This window comes from Staphylococcus sp. HMSC055A09 (genome assembly GCF_001809655.1).
GTDB classification, from domain to species: Bacteria; Bacillota; Bacilli; order Staphylococcales; family Staphylococcaceae; genus Staphylococcus; species Staphylococcus capitis.
Genome location: NZ_KV798362.1, coordinates 20,106 through 38,193, shown reverse-complemented (window position 1 = coordinate 38,193; position 18,088 = coordinate 20,106). Strand labels below are relative to the sequence as shown.

The window sequence follows — 18,088 nt, the reverse complement described above, 5'->3', positions numbered from 1 at the left end:
GTAATAGAAGCTTTGAAAATGATATGTGACGGATTAGCGTTTATCTAATTCTTGTTTTAATAAACCATTAACTTTTTGAGGGTTAGCTTGGCCTTTTGAAGCTTTCATAATTTGTCCAACTAAGAAGCCCATAGCTTTGCCTTTACCGTTTTTATAGTCTTCTACAGATTGAGGATTATTATCTAAAGCTTCATTAACGAATTTTAATAACGTCGCTTCATCTGAAATTTGTACTAAACCTTTATCTTCCATAATTTGTTTAGCATCTCCACCATTTTCTGCAAGTTCTGGGAAGACTTTTTTAGCAATTTTACTACTCATAGTACCGTCTTCAATCAATTTGATCATTCCTGCAAGATTTTCAGTTGTTAATTGTGTATCTTGTAATTCGACTTGATTTTTATTTAAATATTCATTTACGCCACCCATTAACCAGTTAGACGTTAACTTAACATCAGCACCATGTTCAATGGCACCTTCAAAGAAATCTGACATTTCTTTGGTAAGTGTTAAGACATGTGCATCGTATTCAGGTAAACCTAAATCATTCACATATTTAGCTTTACGCTCATCTGGCAACTCAGGAATCGTTTGACGTACACGTTCTTTCCATTCTTCATCAACATATAAAGGTACAATATCTGGCTCTGGGAAATAACGATAATCATCAGAACCTTCTTTAACACGCATTAAAATAGTTTTACCAGTTGATTCATCAAAGCGACGTGTTTCTTGCCCAATTTCGCCACCATTAAGTAATTCTTCTTCTTGGCGTTTTTCTTCATATTCTAAACCTTTTCTTACATAGTTAAATGAGTTAAGGTTTTTCAATTCAGTTTTGGTACCAAATTCTTCTTGTCCATAAGGGCGTAATGAAATATTAGCATCACAACGTAGTGATCCTTCTTCCATCTTACAATCAGAAACACCTGTATATTGAATAATTGAACGTAACTTTTCTAAATAAGCATAAGCTTCTTGAGGTGAACGAATGTCAGGTTCAGAAACAATTTCAATTAAAGGCGTACCTTGACGGTTTAAGTCAACTAGAGAATAACCATCTTTATGTGTTGATTTACCCGCATCTTCTTCCATGTGAAGACGTGTAATACCAATACGTTTAGTTTCTCCATCTACTTCAATATCAATATAACCATTTTCACCAATTGGTTCATCAAATTGAGAAATCTGATATGCCTTTGGATTATCAGGATAGAAATAGTTTTTACGGTCAAATTTAGAATTTGTAGCGATATCCATATTTAAAGCCATTGAAGCTCTCATAGCCCAATCTACTGCACGTCTATTTACAACCGGTAATACACCTGGATATGCTAAGTCGATAACATTTGTATTTGAGTTAGGTTCAGCTCCAAAATGTGCTGGTGATGGAGAGAACATTTTTGAGTCTGTTTTTAACTCTACGTGAACTTCAAGTCCTATAACTGTTTCAAAATGCATGGTTTCCACTCCTTATAATTTTTCGTATGCGTCATGTAAGTTGTAATGTGTTTCATATTGATAAGCTACACGATATAACGTCTTTTCATCGAAAGGTTTACCGATAAATTGTAAACCAATTGGTCGTCCGTTAAATTGTCCGCAAGGAACAGAAATACCAGGTAAACCAGCTAAGTTAACTGGTGTTGTTAGTAAATCATTTGCATACATAGTTAATGGATCATCAATTTCTTCGCCTAAATTAAATGCAGTTGTTGGCGCAGTTGGTCCTACCACTACATCATATTCTTCAAATACTTTATCAAAATCATTTTTAATTAATGTTCTCACTTTTTGAGACTTTTTATAGTAAGCATCGTAGTAACCTGAGCTTAAAGCGAATGTTCCTAAGAAGATACGACGTTTAACTTCAGCTCCGAAGCCTTCAGATCTTGACATTTTATATAACTCTTCTAACGATTGAGCTTCTTTTGAATGGTAGCCATAACGGATGCCATCAAAACGAGCTAAGTTTGCAGATGCTTCAGATGATGCAATTACATAATAAGAAGGAATACCATATTTAGTGTTAGGTAATGAAACTTCTCCTACTTCAGCACCTAAAGATTTTAACGTCTCAACAGCTTCTTTAACAGACGTTTTGACTTCTTCACTTACACCTTCTCCTAAGTATTCTTTAGGTAAAGCTACTTTAAGACCTTTGATATCTTTACCAATATCTGAAGTGAAATCAACATCTTCTACTGGTGCACTAGTTGAATCATTTGCATCTACACCTGAAATAGTTTCAAGTACAATTGCGTTATCTTTAACGTTGCGTGTAATAGGACCAATTTGATCTAAAGAAGAAGCAAAAGCCACTAACCCAAAACGTGATACACGTCCATATGTAGGTTTCATACCTACGACACCACAATATGCTGCTGGTTGTCTGATAGAACCTCCTGTATCAGATCCTAAACTAAATGGTACTAAACCTGCTGCAACAGCTGCCGCTGAACCACCAGAAGAACCTCCAGGTACTGCTGTATGATCGAATGGGTTTAACGTTTTCTTAAAGTAAGATGTTTCAGTTGAACCACCCATTGCAAACTCATCCATATTTAATTTACCAATAAGTACGGCATTTTCTCCATGTAATTTATTCATTACAGTAGACTCGTATATTGGTACGAATCCTTCAAGCATTTTACTCGCACATGTAGTTTCTACATCTTTGGTAATAATATTATCTTTAATTCCCATAGGAATACCGAATAATTTACCGTCCATTTGATCCTTTGCTTGTAAATCATCTAGTTCTTCTGCTTTTTTAATAGCATTCTCTTTATCTAAAGCTAAGAAAGATTTGATAGTTGGGTCTGTTTCTTCAATAGCTGCATAAATATCTTTAACAACTTCAGAAGGTTTAATTTCTTTGTTCTTAATCATTTCTGTTAATTTTTCAACAGATTCATAGCGAATACTCATCTTAAGCGTCCTCCCCATTCATGATGGATGGCACTTTAAATTGTCCATCTTCTGTTTCTTTTGCATTTTTCAATGCTAATTCTTGAGGAATGCCCTCGATTGCTTTATCGTCACGTAACACGTTTTGTAAATCTAATACGTGATAAGTTGGCTCAACACCTTCAGTATCAGCACTATCATTTTGTTTCGCAAAATCTAAAATACTTTCTAAGGTATTAGCCATTTCTTCTGTTTCTTCAGAAGAAATTTGAAGTCTAGCTAAATTAGCAATATGTTCAACTTCTTCACGTGTAACTTTAGTCATTAAATAAAAGCCTCCTTAATACTCATTCATCATCAAATTGTATCAAATTTCGCTATAAAAATCTAAGTTTTTATAACGATGTTAGATAAAATAAAGGCTTGATATATCAGCCTTTATAAACTTCCTTAAATTAGGTTACATATTTAAGTTAATTCAATCTTACATAATAACATTCATACAACTTCTACTTTTAAATTTTAAATAATATGCAATTTTATACAATCGAAAGTTAATTTCAAACTTTCGAGTAAGCGCTTTCTATACTGGTATTAAAGCTATTATTTTACAAATATTGAATTTTTACTTTTCTGAACATTTCATTATCATGTATAATATTACAAATAACTTATTTAAAAACAAAGTAAAGGGAGTGTTTCATATGCTGACATTAGGTTCTACACTCAGTAACCAAGTCGATGCGAATTGGCAAACATACATTATGATTGCTGCTTACTTTATTATTCTGCTCGTTATCGGCTTTTACGGTTACAAACAAGCTACGGGCAATTTAAGTGAATTTATGCTAGGAGGACGTAATATAGGACCAAATATTACAGCTCTATCAGCAGGTGCTTCTGATATGAGTGGCTGGATGATTATGGGACTTCCAGGTTCAGTCTATAGCACAGGTCTTTCTGCCATATGGATAACAATAGGTTTAACACTTGGTGCTTATATAAACTATTTCGTCGTCGCTCCTAGATTACGAGTCTATACAGAAATTGCTGGGGATGCCATCACCTTACCTGATTTCTTCAAGAATAGATTGAATGATAAACAAAATGTGATTAAAATTATTTCCGGATTAATTATTGTTGTCTTCTTTACTTTATACACTCATTCTGGATTCGTTTCAGGTGGTAAATTATTTGAAAGTGCCTTCGGACTTAATTACCATTTTGGATTGATATTAGTTGCAGTCATCGTTATCCTATACACCTTTTTCGGAGGTTATTTAGCTGTATCAATAACTGACTTTTTCCAAGGCGTGATTATGCTTATAGCAATGGTAATGGTACCTATTGTTGCCCTTTTAAAATTAAATGGATGGGACACGTTTCATGAAGTGGCACAAATGAAACCAACAAATTTAGATTTATTTAGAGGGACAACTGTAATTGGTATTATATCTCTATTTTCTTGGGGGCTTGGTTACTTTGGACAACCACATATCATAGTACGATTCATGTCTATTAAATCTCATAAGTTATTACCTAAAGCAAGACGTTTAGGAATTAGTTGGATGGCAGTAGGTTTACTTGGTGCAGTGGGAGTTGGTTTAACAGGTATCGCGTTTATTTCTGAAAAACACATCAAATTAGAAGATCCAGAAACACTATTTATTGTTATGAGCCAAGTTTTATTCCACCCTCTTGTTGGTGGTTTCTTGTTAGCGGCAATTTTAGCTGCAATTATGAGCACTATTTCTTCCCAACTATTAGTAACATCTAGTTCTTTAACTGAAGATTTTTATAAACTTGTACGGGGTGAAGATAAAGCAGTAGCTCATCAAAAAGAATTTGTAATGGTAGGCCGTTTGTCAGTACTAGTTGTTGCCATTGTTGCAATAGCTATCGCTTGGCATCCAAATGACACAATTCTTAACCTTGTGGGTAATGCTTGGGCAGGTTTTGGTGCTGCATTTAGCCCACTTGTACTATTTTCACTGTATTGGAAAGACCTCACACGTGCTGGAGCCGTGAGTGGTATGATTGCAGGTTCTCTAGTCGTTATCATTTGGATAGCATGGATTAAACCACTTGCTTCGGTCAACGAATTATTTGGAATGTACGAAATTATTCCAGGCTTTATCATCAGCGTAATGGTTACTTATTTTGTAAGTAAATTAACTAAGAAGCCAGATACTTTCGTTGAAAATGATTTAAACAAAGTGAAGCAAATCGTTCGAGAATAAATTCTAAATTAAACATTAAAATAGGCGCCTTCGACTTTATCACTTATACTAGTCGAAGGCGCCTATAACTATATTAATTATGATAGATATGAACTTGTGGTTCTTTATCATCTTTCGATTTGCTAATTAATGCACGAGGTGTATTACCATCTTTGATGCGAATTTCATACTCATCAATATTATCAAAATATTTTTCAGCTTGCTCTGTAACATATTGAGTAATACCAATAGTTTCAGCTTGCCCATAATAATCGATTGGTAAATCAACAGTTAATTGTTTTGGTTTCTTATTAATAAATTTCACTTTACCTACTGCTTGAGTAAAGTTAGAGAAGTAAGATTGTAAATTATCATTAAATTGTTTGAAATTATTATTTAATGTTTCATTATAATCCTCTGCAGTTGAGGAAGGAAGCAAGGCTGATTTTTCTTTAATAGCGTCCCATTCATTAATTTTTGTTTTACCATCATCTGCAGTTGCACCAGCAATAAATTCACCTGGTGTAATAGAATCTTGGCCTGATTGTTTATAAATTGCAAAATGAATTGGTATATCTTTTAAATCGCTATTTTCACGTAAGCGAGATAACATTTCACTTGCCATTTGTTTACCTTGTTTTTCAATTTCTTTATCATCTAATTTTTTACTATATGTTTCTCCATCTTTTTCTTTTTGATAATAGTAAACACTATTCATAGCTAGTCCAATCGTCATGCCTTTGATATTTTTAGCTTTAGAATCATTATTACCATAAAAATCTTGTTCTAGTATATTTGAAAGATAAGCTGGTGATTGTTTTGCTATTTTTTCTTCGTCTGTTTCACCATTGTGTGAAGGATTAAGACCAAGGTTTTCATTCGCTTTCTTACTTTTCTTCTCGTTCTCACTCATCTTATCAATTTCTTTTTTCGTGTATTTAGGATTTAAATAGGCATTAATTGTCTTCTTATCTAAATACTGTCCATCTTGGTAAAGATATTTATTTGTCGGGAATACTTCTTTACTTAAAGTCAATAAGCCACTTTCAAAATCTTCACCGTTATAGCTATTTGCCATATTATCTTGCAAGAGACCTCTCGCTTGGCTTTCTTTAAAAGGTAAAATTGTTCTATAATTATCTCCTTGAACATTTTTGTCTGTTGCAATTTGTTTTACTTGGTTCGTATTTTGACTATTCTTACTTCCACTTTCATCTTTATCAGATTGGTTATCTTTTTGATTGTTATTACATGCAGCTAATAAAAATATTGTCGAAATGAGTAAAATAATTGTTCGCTTCATCGACGTACTCCTCTAATTATTTAATTCTTTTTGTTTTTTAGCAAATTCATCTTCAGTCCAAATTTCTGTACCAAACTTTTCAGCTTTAGCAAGTTTAGAACCTGCGTCAGCACCGGCTATAACAATATCTGTACTTTTAGTAACACTACTTGTTACTTTAGCCCCTTGCATTTCTAACCATTGTGTAGCTTCACTTCTTGTCATTTGTTCTAGTTTACCAGTTAATACAATAGTTTTACCATTAAATTCAGGATGGCCCTCAATTTCTGTAGTTTTAATTCCTTTATAATTCATATTAACATTTTTGTCTTTTAATTTTTGAATTAAAGCACGAATATCTTGATTTTCTAAATAAGTGACAACAGATTGAGCTAGTTTATCACCTATATCATGTATCGCTACAAGTTCTTCCTCAGTCACATTTAATAAACGATCCATCGTTTCATATTTCTCTGCTAGAACTTGGCTTGCTTTAACACCTAAATGTCTGATACCTAGACCAAATAATAAATGTTCAAGTGAGTTATCTTTAGCTTTCTCTATAGCAGCTAATAGATTCTCAACTTTTTTATTACCCATACGTTCTAAAGGAAGCAAGTCTTCTTCTTTAAGATAAAAGATATCTGCAACATCTTTGATTAACTCATTTTCATATAATTGTTGAATAATTTTTGTTCCAAGTCCATCAATGTTCATTGCTTGTCTAGAGACGAAATGTATTAGTCCTTCTATAAGTTGTGCTTGACATTTAGGATTGATGCAACGAAGTGCAACTTCACCCTCTATTCTAACCAACTCATGATCGCAACTTGGGCAATGTGTTGGCATATGATATGTCTTGGCATCCTTTGGTCGTCTATCTAATATGCTCTTGACTACTTCAGGAATGATGTCACCAGCCTTCTTAACTACTACACTGTCACCAATACGAATATCTCTTTCATGTATGAGGTCCTCATTATGTAAAGACGCTCTAGAAACAGTTGTACCTGCTACTCTAACGGGTTCAAGAATAGCTGTTGGAGTTACTACACCAGTTCTCCCTATGCTTAACTCGATATCTAATAGTTTTGAAACGACTTCTTCAGCAGGAAATTTGTAGGCAATTGCCCATCTTGGAGATTTCTGTGTGTACCCCATTTCCTCTTGTTGATCTAAATCATTTACTTTAATAACAATACCGTCAATATCATATGATAAAGACTCTCTTTTCTCAGTCCATTTCTCTATATAGTCGAGAACACCATCAATATCAGCTACTCGTTCTCTTTCTTGGTTTGTTTTAAAACCTAAGTCATCAAGTTCTTGTAAAGCCCCACTTTGAGTTGTTGCATCAAACTCAGTTAAATCATTTACGCTATACAAGAAGACACTTAACTTTCTTTTGGCTGCAAGTTTAGAATCAAGTTGTCTTAAAGATCCTGCTGCTGCATTTCTTGGATTCGCAAAAGGTTGTTCACCATTCTCTTCCTTTTCCGCATTTAGATTCATAAATGATTGTCTAGGCATATAGGCTTCTCCACGCACCTCAAAATTAAGTGGTTCCTTAATTTTTAATGGTATAGCGTGGATAGTTCTTAAATTCTCAGTAATATCCTCTCCAGTAGTGCCATCACCTCGTGTCAATCCTTGAACGAATCTACCATTTTGATACTTGAGAGAAACAGCTAATCCATCGATTTTTAGTTCGCACATATACTCGACGTTTCCGATATTTTCTCTAATACGTTGGTCGAACTTTCTTAAATCTTCTTCATTAAATGCATTCCCTAAACTTAACATTGGTGTATCATGATTTACCTTTTCAAATGAGGACTGCGCCTCTCCACCTACACGTACAGTAGGTGAATCAGCAGTCTTATATTCGGGATGCTTCTCTTCAATATCTATAAGTTCATGTAATAATTTATCATATTCACTATCTGGTACAGATGGATTATCCTGTACATAATATTCATAGCTATATTGGTTTAATAAATCATGTAGTTCATTTACACGAGATTGTAAATCTTTCATCCCCTTATTAGTCCTCCTTCTTCTCTATTGGCGCAAATTGAGCAAGTAAACGTTTAGGTCCTTCAGATTTAAATATGATATCCAATTCTACCGAACCATTTTTCTCATTTACATTGCTAACCATTCCTTCACCCCAAGCTTTGTGAGTCACCTTGTCTCCTACTTTCCATTCTGAAGATGAAACTTGTTTCTTAGGTGAAGTCATTCGTTTGCTAAATCCTCTTTTCTGTTGTGGTTTAGCTTTTGGTTGTTGGATTGTTTGTCGTTTATTACCAGTATGACTTTCAAGTAACTCTTCTGGAATTTCCTTTAAAAATCTAGAAGGCATATTGGATTGTGAACGTCCAAATAACATTCTTGTAGTGGCATTCGTGACATATAATAATTCTTCAGCACGGGTAATTGCCACATAACAAATTCGACGTTCCTCTTCCATTTCATGATCATCATCTGATTTAATAGCTCGAATATGAGGGAATAGTGATTCTTCCATACCCATAATAAAAACAATTGGAAACTCTAAACCTTTCGCAGAGTGCATAGTCATCATCGTTACACCACTTTGCGTATCTGCTTCATCTATATCAGCGACAAGTGATAAATCAGTTAAGAAATTGATTAAAGATTGTTCTTCTAATGGTGTATTTTCCTCATAGTCTTTCGGTACAGACATAAATTCATCTAAGTTTTCTAAACGACTACGTGATTCAAGTGTCTGTTCTCTCTCTAACATGTCACGATAACCTGATTTTTTTAAGACTTCCTCTACAATTTCACTTATTTCAAGAAATTCTTGTTCCTTTATTAAATGAGTTATTGTCTCATAAAAGTTAATGCATTCCTGTGTAACTTTCTTAGAGAGACCAATAAAGTCCACTTCTCCTAATGCATCGAACATACTTATATTGCTTTGAACTGCATAGGTTTGAATCTTCTCAACTGAAGAAGGCCCTATCCCTCTTTTAGGAACATTAATAATACGCTGTAAACTAATATCATCGTTACTATTCGCAATTACGCGTAAATAGCTTAGTAAGTCTTTGATTTCTTTACGGTCATAGAACTTTTGACCTCCAACCATAGTGTATGGAATGTTAGATTTCATGAATGTTTCCTCTAGTACACGTGATTGTGCATTAGTTCTATAAAGTATTGCCATATCGCTATACTTCTTACCATTTCTTTGATGTTTCATAATTTCTTTCACAACATACTCAGCTTCATCACGTTCTGTCATCGCTTCATAATATTGGATTTTGTCTCCACCTGTATTTGCAGTCCATAATCCCTTAGGTTTACGTTCTGAATTGTTTTTAATCACTTCATTAGCTGCATTTAATATATTTTTAGTAGAACGATAATTTTGCTCTAGGAAAATGGTCTTCGCTTCAGGATAATCCTCTTCGAAAGATAAAATGTTTTGTATATCAGCGCCACGCCAACCATAGATAGATTGATCTGAGTCACCTACAACGCAAAGATTTTTAAATTTATTAGCAAGTAATTTCACTAAAGTGTACTGCGCTTTGTTTGTATCTTGATATTCATCGACATGAATATATTGAAACTTATTTTGATAATATTCTAGCGCATCAGGAACACGTTCAAAGAGGTTTATTGTAGTCATTATTAAATCATCAAAGTCTAATGCTTCATTTCGTGATAATTGTCTTTGATAACCTTTGTATACAGTAGCAACCATTTGTGAGTGAAAGTCATTTGCTTCTTTTTGAGCATCATCTGGTGTTTTCAATTCATTTTTAAGATTACTTATTGCTCCAATGAACATTCTTGGTTCAAAACGCTTGCTATCTATGTTTTCATTTTTCAAAACATCTTTAATAACAGATTTTTGGTCAGTAGGATCAATGATAGTGAAATTGCGTTCTATTCCAATTCTATCTGCATCCCTTCTTAAGATTCTCACGCACATAGAATGGAATGTGGACATCCAAATAACTTGAGCCTCTTCTCCGACCAATTGTTCAACACGTTCTTTCATTTCTTTAGCTGCTTTATTCGTAAAAGTAATCGCTAAAATATTGTAAGGAGACACATCTTTTTCATCTAATAAATAAGCAATACGATGTGTTAATACGCGTGTTTTCCCTGACCCCGCGCCAGCCATAATAAGCAATGGCCCTTCAGTCGTTCTTACAGCTTCACTTTGTTCTGTATTCATATTCTTTACTAGCGAATTCATTAATTAGACTCCTTTATTTTTACAGTTTTTAGCGCTTTTTTAATATCAGTATATATAATATTTCCTACGATAATCGTATCTGCAAAGTCAGCCATTTCTTGAGCTTGACCTAAATTTGAGATACCCCCACCATAGAAGAGTTGTGTTTCAGTAAGCATTTGAGATACGGCCTTTACTTTTTCTATGTCACCATATGCCCCACTATATTCTAAATACATAACAGGGAAATGATAGAGTTCATTAGCCATCTGCGCATATGCTTCAACATCTTCAATATTTAATTCCGTTTGAGCTCCAGTTTTGCGTGCAACTTTACTATCTGAATTCAGTATTAAATACCCTTCAAATATTACTTCCTCAAAGTTTATTACATGACCAAATTGTTTGAGAGCTTCTAATAAAATACCATTATGATATGTTGTATCATTACTATTCATCACTGTAGGAATAAAATAAAAATCAAATCCAGGCATTACACTTTCAACATTTGAAACCTCTAATGCAAGTGGTAATGGATAACGTCTCACTCTACTCATTAAATGAATGACATTATCCTCGGTTACATTATCCGTACCACCAATCATAATTGCATCTGTATTTGACATGCATATTGCTTCTAAATCATCGTCAGATATTGACTTAGCCGGATCTAGTTTAAATATATGTTTCCACTTTGTTATGTCATACATTTTCTGAAACTCCTTTATTTAACATACCCTAAATTATAGCATTTTTAAGTGTTAAGTTCTAAAGAGTAAAAAAGATAATAATACATCATTTCAGATAAAACTTAATGATTTTAAAGATAACTGAATCTTAGATTTTTCAAAGTTAAATCTTTATATCTTGCACATCTTGATAATATATTTGATTAACCACTTATTACCACAAATATTAAAAAGACTTCAAAAAGTGGATTAACACTTCTTGAAGCCTAAATATATAAAACATAAAAATTAATTCTTAGAACATTTACTAAATCATTCAAATGCTTTTATGACTTTGTTTCTATATTAAGTCTATCTAAAATCATAGTATATGCATCATTACCCCATTGTAACGAACGCTTAACTCTAGATATCGTTGCAGTTGATGCACCAGATTCGTCTTCAATCGTTGCATACGTATAACCTTGTTTAATCATTTTAGCAACTTGAAGTCTCTGAGATAGCGACTGTATTTCATTCACAGTGCATAAATCATCGAAAAACTGATAGCATTCTTCTCTATTTTCTAGCGCTAGGATCGCATCAAATAATTCATCCAATGCTTGCCCACGTAATTTTTCAATTTGCATCTCGAACAACCCCTATACACTTATTATTTTATCATTTTAACGTACTAATTAGTTAAAGTGTAGTAGATTCAATGAAAAAAGTATAGGATTTAAGTCGCATTTATCACATTTAGTTTATCATTTTTATTCTAATCCAGCACGCTCGAAAATTGTATCAACTTGATTAAGATGGTGTTTAGGATTGAAACACTCGTCCAATTCTTCTTTAGATAGAACATTTGTGATGGTATCGTCTTGTTCAATTAATTCTCTAAATGGTGTTTTAGTTTCCCAAGATTCCATTGCTTTTGGTTGAACTTTATCATAGGCTTCTTCCCTAACCATTCCCTTATTAATTAAAGCTAATAATACACGTTGTGAGAAAATCAAACCAAATGTTTTATCAATGTTAGTTCTCATATTATCTTCAAATACAGTAAGGCGATCTACAATATTTGTGAATCGGTTTAATGCATAATCTAAAGCAATTGTTACATCTGGTAACATGATTCTTTCTGCAGATGAATGAGAAATATCTCGCTCATGCCAAAGAGGTACATTTTCATATGCTGTAGTAATATATCCACGAATTACTCGTGAAATACCTGTAATATTTTCAGAACCAATAGGGTTACGTTTATGCGGCATAGCCGATGAACCCTTTTGTCCTTTAGCGAAAGCTTCTTCTACTTCACGTGTTTCTGTTTTTTGTAGGTTACGGATTTCCACTGCAAATTTCTCTAAGGAAGTAGCAATTAACGCTAGAGTAGCAATATAGTATGCATGTCGATCTCTTTGTAATGTTTGAGTAGAAACTGGTGCAGTATCAATGCCTAAGTGCTTACAAACATATGCTTCAATTTCGGGAGGAATATTAGCAAATGTACCTACTGCACCACTCATTTTACCCACTTCAATCTCTTTACGCACTTCTTTAAAGCGTTTAAGGTTACGTTTCATTTCTGTATACCAAAGTGCCATTTTAACACCGAAAGTAGTCGGTTCAGCATGGACACCATGTGTGCGCCCCATCATTAATGTATATTTATAATTCTTAGCCTTATTAGCTAATACTTCAATAAATCTTTCTAAGTCTTTCTCAATAATTTCATTCGCTTGTTTAACAACAAAGCTTAATGCGGTATCTACAACATCTGTTGAAGTAAGACCATAGTGAACCCATTTTCTTTCTTCACCAAGCGTTTCAGACACTTGTCTTGTAAAAGCTACAACATCATGACGTGTTTCCAGTTCAATTTCTTTTGCACGATCAACGTCAACTTTAGCATTTTCACGAATTTTTTTGACATCTTCTTTAGGGATATATCCTAATTCACTCCATGCCTCGCATGCTAATATTTCTACTTCTAACCATGCCTCATAGCGATTTTGATCTGTCCAAATTTTAGACATTTCTTCTCTTGAATAGCGTTCAATCATTCTTTAATAACTCCAATCGTATGTATTATTGCAGATTTTAAAAACTGTACATTAAACTTGATTTTTTCAAAAAAGTTCGTATTTAACTCGTTGGTTATAGTTTAACAAAACTATAGCTAAATGTATAAATGTTTTTTCCTTATATTCATATTTTATTGTAATTACTTTAGAAACTCAATTAACTATAAAAAAAGAGTAGAATAGATATCTGACTTTCAAAACAAATATCCGTTCTACTCAAAATTTTAAAAAGCACCACAATTGAAATTTGCATTATGGATTTAATTAATAGGTTTACCCACAAAAATTATATCCTGTTTGAGCACTTCTATACTTCCATCTTTATTTTCTTTATAGACTGGTTTTTCCATTCTACGAGTTGGCATAAAACCTTCTTCGCGCATACGAGCTAAGCAATCAGCAATGGTCTCATTATCTTCAACTTTAAACTTTTTGCTCATTTGTCTTCGCACTTTCTAATTCTTCATGTTCTACTACAACATCTAGATGTTCTGGCTCGTAAGCTTTAAGTTTACGTCTGCGTACCCCTTTAACCCAGAATCCACCATGAATATTTCTAGGTTCATAAGCAATGATAAACGCTTTAGGGTCAAGGTTTTTTATGGTATCCATAAGCTTAAATTCATATTTACGTGGCGTTAAAATTTGCATAACCATTCGACTACCATCACGTCCAAACGCTTCATAGTGAGTTACACCATAACCTAAATTTCTTAATTCATTAGGTAAATCTAATTCATACTCTGACGAAGTCACATTGACTACGGTATAACCTAACGCTAGTTTTTCTTCTATCTTCATACCAACGATGATTCCAACTGAGAAGCCTAATGCATATGCAAAAATGTTTTGGATTTGATCTAAACTAGACATAACTAATCCTAAACCAACAACATATACAAGTACCTCAAGGAAACTTACCACTGCAGCAATGTAACGATAGCCTTTCAATGTTAAAATGGTTCTCATCGTCAAGAATGTGACATAACAGACATTGATTACAAATATGGCCAATACCATTAGCCATGGATTATGAGCGATTGCCGACATATTATTCCTCTTTTCTAACTATAAATCCAAATCATTTTACCAGTCACACATTATTTTGTCACTAAGAATAATTTTATTTCAAATTTTAGTTTTTAGGCCAAGTATATCTAGTATATGCAAGTTCACGTTTGTGCGCATTTCTAACATAATGTTTCTCAATAGTTTCTCGCGCTTCAGCGGGTATATCTTTACCTTCGAGATAATCATCTATTTGATCATAAGTCACACCTAGAGCTTCCTCATCAGGTAATTGTGGCTTATCATCTTCTAAGTCTGCAGTTGGTACTTTCTCATATAAATGTTTTGGTGCATTTAAATACTTTAATAACTGCTTACCTTGTCTTTTGTCCAATCCAAAAATTGGAGCAATATCAGCCGCACCATCACCATATTTAGTATAGAAACCAGTAATGTTCTCAGCAGAATGATCAGTTCCAACAACGATTCCACTTTGGTTTGAAGCAATCGAAAATTGAACTTTCATACGTTCTCGAGCTTTTTCATTTCCTCTTTGAAAATCTGTCAATTCGATACCCGCTTCCTTAAGAGATTGGACGCTTTGGTCTACTGCAGGTTTGATATTAACTGTAACTGTTTCATCAGGTTCTATAAATTGCAGTGCATCTTCTACTTCATCAGCATCCTTTTGTACACCATACGGTAATTTAACTGCTATAAACTTACATTCACGTCCCTCAGAGCGTAATTCATTTACAGCTAACTGTACAATTTTTCCTGTTAATGTAGAATCTTGTCCTCCAGAAATTCCAAGTACTAGCGATTTAATAAAAGAATGAGATTGAACATAAGACTTAATGAAATGTTTGATTTCATTTACTTCTTTTTCACTATCAATCTGTTGTTTAACTTTCATTTCTTTAACAACAATATCTTGTAATTTACTCATGATCTTCCTCCATCTCTTTAACACGTTCTGCTACTTCAAAGATACGTTTATGTTTGTTTTCCCAACATTTAGCACTTAAATCTACAGGATATTCTTGAGGGTTTAAGTAACGCTTATTTTCCTCCCAAAGTGTATCTAAACTTTTAGTTAAATATGCCTGAGCTTCACGTTCGGTAGGAAGTTGATATACTAACTTACCAGCTTCAAAGATGGTATGATGTAAATCTTTCGCTTCAAATGATTTAATAAATTTCATTTTATACGTATGTACTGGATGGAATAGTTTGAGAGGTTTTTCAGTTGATGGATCTTCTCCTTCAAGCGTAATATAGTCACCTTCTGCTTTTCCAGTCTTTTTATTAATAATACGATAGACATTCTTCTTACCAGGAGTCGTTACTTTTTCGGCATTATTAGAAAGCTTGATTCTATCACTAAAAGTACCATCCTCAGTTTCAATGGCTACTAGTTTGTATACTGCACCGAGTGCAGGTTGATCATAACCAGTAATTAATTTAGTTCCCACACCCCATGCGTCCACTTTAGCTCCTTGTGCTTTCAAACTTGTTATTGTTTGCTCATCCAAATCATTTGAAGCAATAATTTTAGCTTCTGTGAAGCCAGCTTCGTCTAACATACGTCTTGCCTCTTTAGATAAATAAGCAATATCTCCAGAATCTAATCTAATTCCAATAAAGTTGATAGTGTCACCCAACTCTTTAGCTACTTTTATTGCTGTAGGCACACCCGATTTTAATGTATGGAAAGTATCTACCAAAAAGACGCAATTTTTATGTCGTTCAGCATATTTTTTAAATGCTGTATACTCCTCACCATATGTTTGAACTAATGCATGCGCATGCGTACCTGAAACTGGTATATCGAATAGCTTACCCGCTCTTACATTACTAGTTGAGTCAAATCCACCAATAAAGGCTGCGCGAGCCCCCCATAAGCCAGCGTCAATTTCTTGACCTCTTCTAGTTCCAAATTCCATCAATGTATCATTCATAGCGATTTGTCTGATTCTGCTCGCCTTAGTCGCTATAAGTGTGTGGAAATTAATTATATTTAATAAAATTGTTTCAATAAGTTGAGCTTGAATTAAAGGAGCCTCAACTCTTATTAATGGCTCATTACCGAAACATAATTCCCCCTCTTGCATAGAGCGAATATTACCTGTAAATTTTAAATTCTTTAGATAACTTAGAAAATCATCTTTATAGCCTATTGTTTTTAAATAGTCTATATCAGCATCAGAGAAACCAAAATTCTCTATAAAGTCAATTACACGTTTTAAACCATTAAAAACCGCATAACCACTGTTGAAAGGCATGTTTCTAAAATATAAATCAAAAATAGCAGTTCTTTCGTGAATGCCGTCATTCCAGTAGCTTTCCGCCATATTAATTTGATATAAGTCATTTTGTAGCATTAAGCTGTCATCTTTAAATTGGTACACTCAAATCTCTCCAATCAACCGAGTCATTTACGACTAGTTTATCATAATTCACATTGTGAAAGTAAACGACTTACCTAAGAAGTCAGAATGTTATAATAGTTTTTAAATTTGGTTGTCACAAAACTCTCAACGACAAATTCATGACAATTGAATATTTTAACTGAGTATTTTTAAAACCTCGATTATAATACGGATGAGGTGTTTTAAATGTTATTAGATGAAGCTAAATCATTTATTCAAACCATGTTTAATGAATTAAATTATAGCTCAAGTGAAACTCAACAAAGACTTAATGAAATTGAAGAAGAAATTAAAGAAACAGGAAGCTACACCCATACTTATGAAGAATTGGTATATGGATCGAAAATGGCATGGAGAAATTCTAATCGTTGTATTGGGAGACTATTTTGGGAATCTCTAAATGTGGAAGATGCGCGTCATGTTGAAAATGAAGAAGAATTCATTGATACAATTCACCAACATATAAATAAAGCGAGTAATAATGGTAAAATCAAGCCACTTATTACAATTTATTCACCCAAAAATGGCCCTAAAATATATAATAATCAGCTTATTCGTTACGCAGGTTATGACAAAGCAGGAGATCCATCTGAGAAAAAAGTGACACGATTGGCTCAACATCTAGGATGGAGCAGTGAGGGTACAGATTTCGATATATTACCTTTGATATATCAAATGCCTAATGAAGCACTAAAATTTCATGAGTATCCAAAACATCTTATTAAAGAGGTACCTATATTTCATGACCAGTATCCAAAATTAGCACATTTAAATTTAAAATGGTATGCAGTGCCAATCATTTCCAATATGGATTTAAAAATTGGCGGAATCATTTATCCTACTGCACCGTTTAATGGATGGTATATGGTAACTGAGATAGGTGTACGTAATTTCATAGATAGTTATCGTTATAATCTTTTAGAAAAAGTTGCAGAAGCCTTCGAATTTGATACACTTAAAAATAATTCATTTAATAAGGATCGAGCACTTTTAGAATTAAACTATGCCGTATATCATTCCTTTAAAGCTGAGGGCGTTTCTATTGTCGACCATTTAACTGCCTCAAAGCAGTTTGAAATGTTTGAACGAAATGAACTTAAGCATGATAGACACGTGACTGGTAAATGGTCATGGTTAGCACCACCTTTATCGCCAACGTTAACATCTAACTATCATCATGGTTATGATAATACGATGCGATCAACTAATTTCTACTATAAAAAGAATGAACCTATGAAGTGCCCTTTTCATTAAAATTTT

At 33.5% G+C, this 18,088-nt stretch carries 15 protein-coding genes; 2 read left to right on the top strand and 13 right to left on the bottom strand.

Features of this window, described 5'->3' with window-relative positions; translation table 11 throughout:
• Positions 1–33: 33 nt before the first annotated feature.
• The 3 genes from gatB to gatC are packed head-to-tail and all read right to left on the bottom strand — an operon-like array spanning position 34 to position 3,235.
• The gene (gene gatB, locus HMPREF2642_RS03040; protein ID WP_070597653.1) at positions 34–1,461 is read right to left on the bottom strand and encodes an Asp-tRNA(Asn)/Glu-tRNA(Gln) amidotransferase subunit GatB; all 1,428 of its coding nucleotides are present in this window, start codon (positions 1,459–1,461) and stop codon (positions 34–36) included.
• Positions 1,462–1,473: 12 nt separating this feature from the next.
• The gene (gene gatA / locus HMPREF2642_RS03035) at positions 1,474–2,931 is read right to left on the bottom strand and encodes an Asp-tRNA(Asn)/Glu-tRNA(Gln) amidotransferase subunit GatA (RefSeq protein WP_049427691.1); all 1,458 of its coding nucleotides are present in this window, start codon (positions 2,929–2,931) and stop codon (positions 1,474–1,476) included.
• Between the two features lies 1 nt (position 2,932).
• Positions 2,933–3,235 (bottom strand): Asp-tRNA(Asn)/Glu-tRNA(Gln) amidotransferase subunit GatC, encoded by a 303-nt coding sequence (gene gatC / locus HMPREF2642_RS03030; protein ID WP_002435888.1) that lies wholly within the window; start codon positions 3,233–3,235, stop codon positions 2,933–2,935.
• 379 nt (positions 3,236–3,614) lie between these two features.
• On the opposite strand from gatC, the gene putP reads away from it, so the two are divergent.
• Positions 3,615–5,150: a sodium/proline symporter PutP gene (gene putP, locus HMPREF2642_RS03025; protein WP_070597652.1), complete on the top strand. Its 1,536-nt coding sequence runs from the start codon at positions 3,615–3,617 to the stop codon at positions 5,148–5,150.
• 73 nt (positions 5,151–5,223) lie between these two features.
• Here putP and HMPREF2642_RS03020 read toward each other — a convergent pair whose 3' ends face one another.
• The 10 genes from HMPREF2642_RS03020 to HMPREF2642_RS02975 form a co-directional block, all read right to left on the bottom strand.
• Positions 5,224–6,432 (bottom strand): CamS family sex pheromone protein, encoded by a 1,209-nt coding sequence (locus tag HMPREF2642_RS03020; RefSeq protein WP_023350021.1) that lies wholly within the window; start codon positions 6,430–6,432, stop codon positions 5,224–5,226.
• A gap of 12 nt (positions 6,433–6,444) precedes the next feature.
• A complete protein-coding gene (ligA, locus tag HMPREF2642_RS03015) occupies positions 6,445–8,448 on the bottom strand; it encodes an NAD-dependent DNA ligase LigA (protein WP_023350020.1) in 2,004 nt (667 codons plus the stop codon).
• A gap of 7 nt (positions 8,449–8,455) precedes the next feature.
• Positions 8,456–10,651, bottom strand: coding sequence for a DNA helicase PcrA (gene pcrA, locus HMPREF2642_RS03010; RefSeq protein ID WP_023350019.1), 2,196 nt, complete (start codon positions 10,649–10,651; stop codon positions 8,456–8,458).
• Positions 10,651–11,340, bottom strand: a complete 690-nt coding sequence (locus HMPREF2642_RS03005) for a heptaprenylglyceryl phosphate synthase (protein ID WP_002435967.1) — start codon at positions 11,338–11,340, stop codon at positions 10,651–10,653. The genes pcrA and HMPREF2642_RS03005 overlap by 1 nt, the downstream gene beginning before the upstream one ends.
• A gap of 305 nt (positions 11,341–11,645) precedes the next feature.
• Positions 11,646–11,948, bottom strand: coding sequence for a YerC/YecD family TrpR-related protein (locus HMPREF2642_RS03000; RefSeq protein ID WP_002435940.1), 303 nt, complete (start codon positions 11,946–11,948; stop codon positions 11,646–11,648).
• Between the two features lie 123 nt (positions 11,949–12,071).
• Complete coding sequence (purB, locus tag HMPREF2642_RS02995; RefSeq protein WP_002435899.1) at positions 12,072–13,367, bottom strand: adenylosuccinate lyase; 1,296 nt, start codon at positions 13,365–13,367, stop codon at positions 12,072–12,074.
• 281 nt (positions 13,368–13,648) lie between these two features.
• Positions 13,649–13,828, bottom strand: coding sequence for an NETI motif-containing protein (locus HMPREF2642_RS02990; protein WP_002469715.1), 180 nt, complete (start codon positions 13,826–13,828; stop codon positions 13,649–13,651).
• Positions 13,812–14,438, bottom strand: coding sequence for a DUF2179 domain-containing protein (locus HMPREF2642_RS02985; RefSeq protein ID WP_002453623.1), 627 nt, complete (start codon positions 14,436–14,438; stop codon positions 13,812–13,814). The genes HMPREF2642_RS02990 and HMPREF2642_RS02985 overlap by 17 nt, the downstream gene beginning before the upstream one ends.
• 85 nt (positions 14,439–14,523) lie before the next feature.
• Entirely contained in the window at positions 14,524–15,345 is an 822-nt protein-coding gene (gene nadE / locus HMPREF2642_RS02980; RefSeq protein WP_047796465.1) for an ammonia-dependent NAD(+) synthetase, read from the bottom strand.
• Entirely contained in the window at positions 15,338–16,807 is a 1,470-nt protein-coding gene (locus HMPREF2642_RS02975; protein ID WP_049427683.1) for a nicotinate phosphoribosyltransferase, read from the bottom strand. Before HMPREF2642_RS02975 ends, nadE begins: the two co-directional genes overlap by 8 nt.
• A 207-nt stretch (positions 16,808–17,014) precedes the next feature.
• On the opposite strand from HMPREF2642_RS02975, the gene HMPREF2642_RS02970 reads away from it, so the two are divergent.
• The gene (locus tag HMPREF2642_RS02970; RefSeq protein ID WP_070597651.1) at positions 17,015–18,082 is read left to right on the top strand and encodes a nitric oxide synthase oxygenase; all 1,068 of its coding nucleotides are present in this window, start codon (positions 17,015–17,017) and stop codon (positions 18,080–18,082) included.
• Positions 18,083–18,088: the final 6 nt, after the last annotated feature.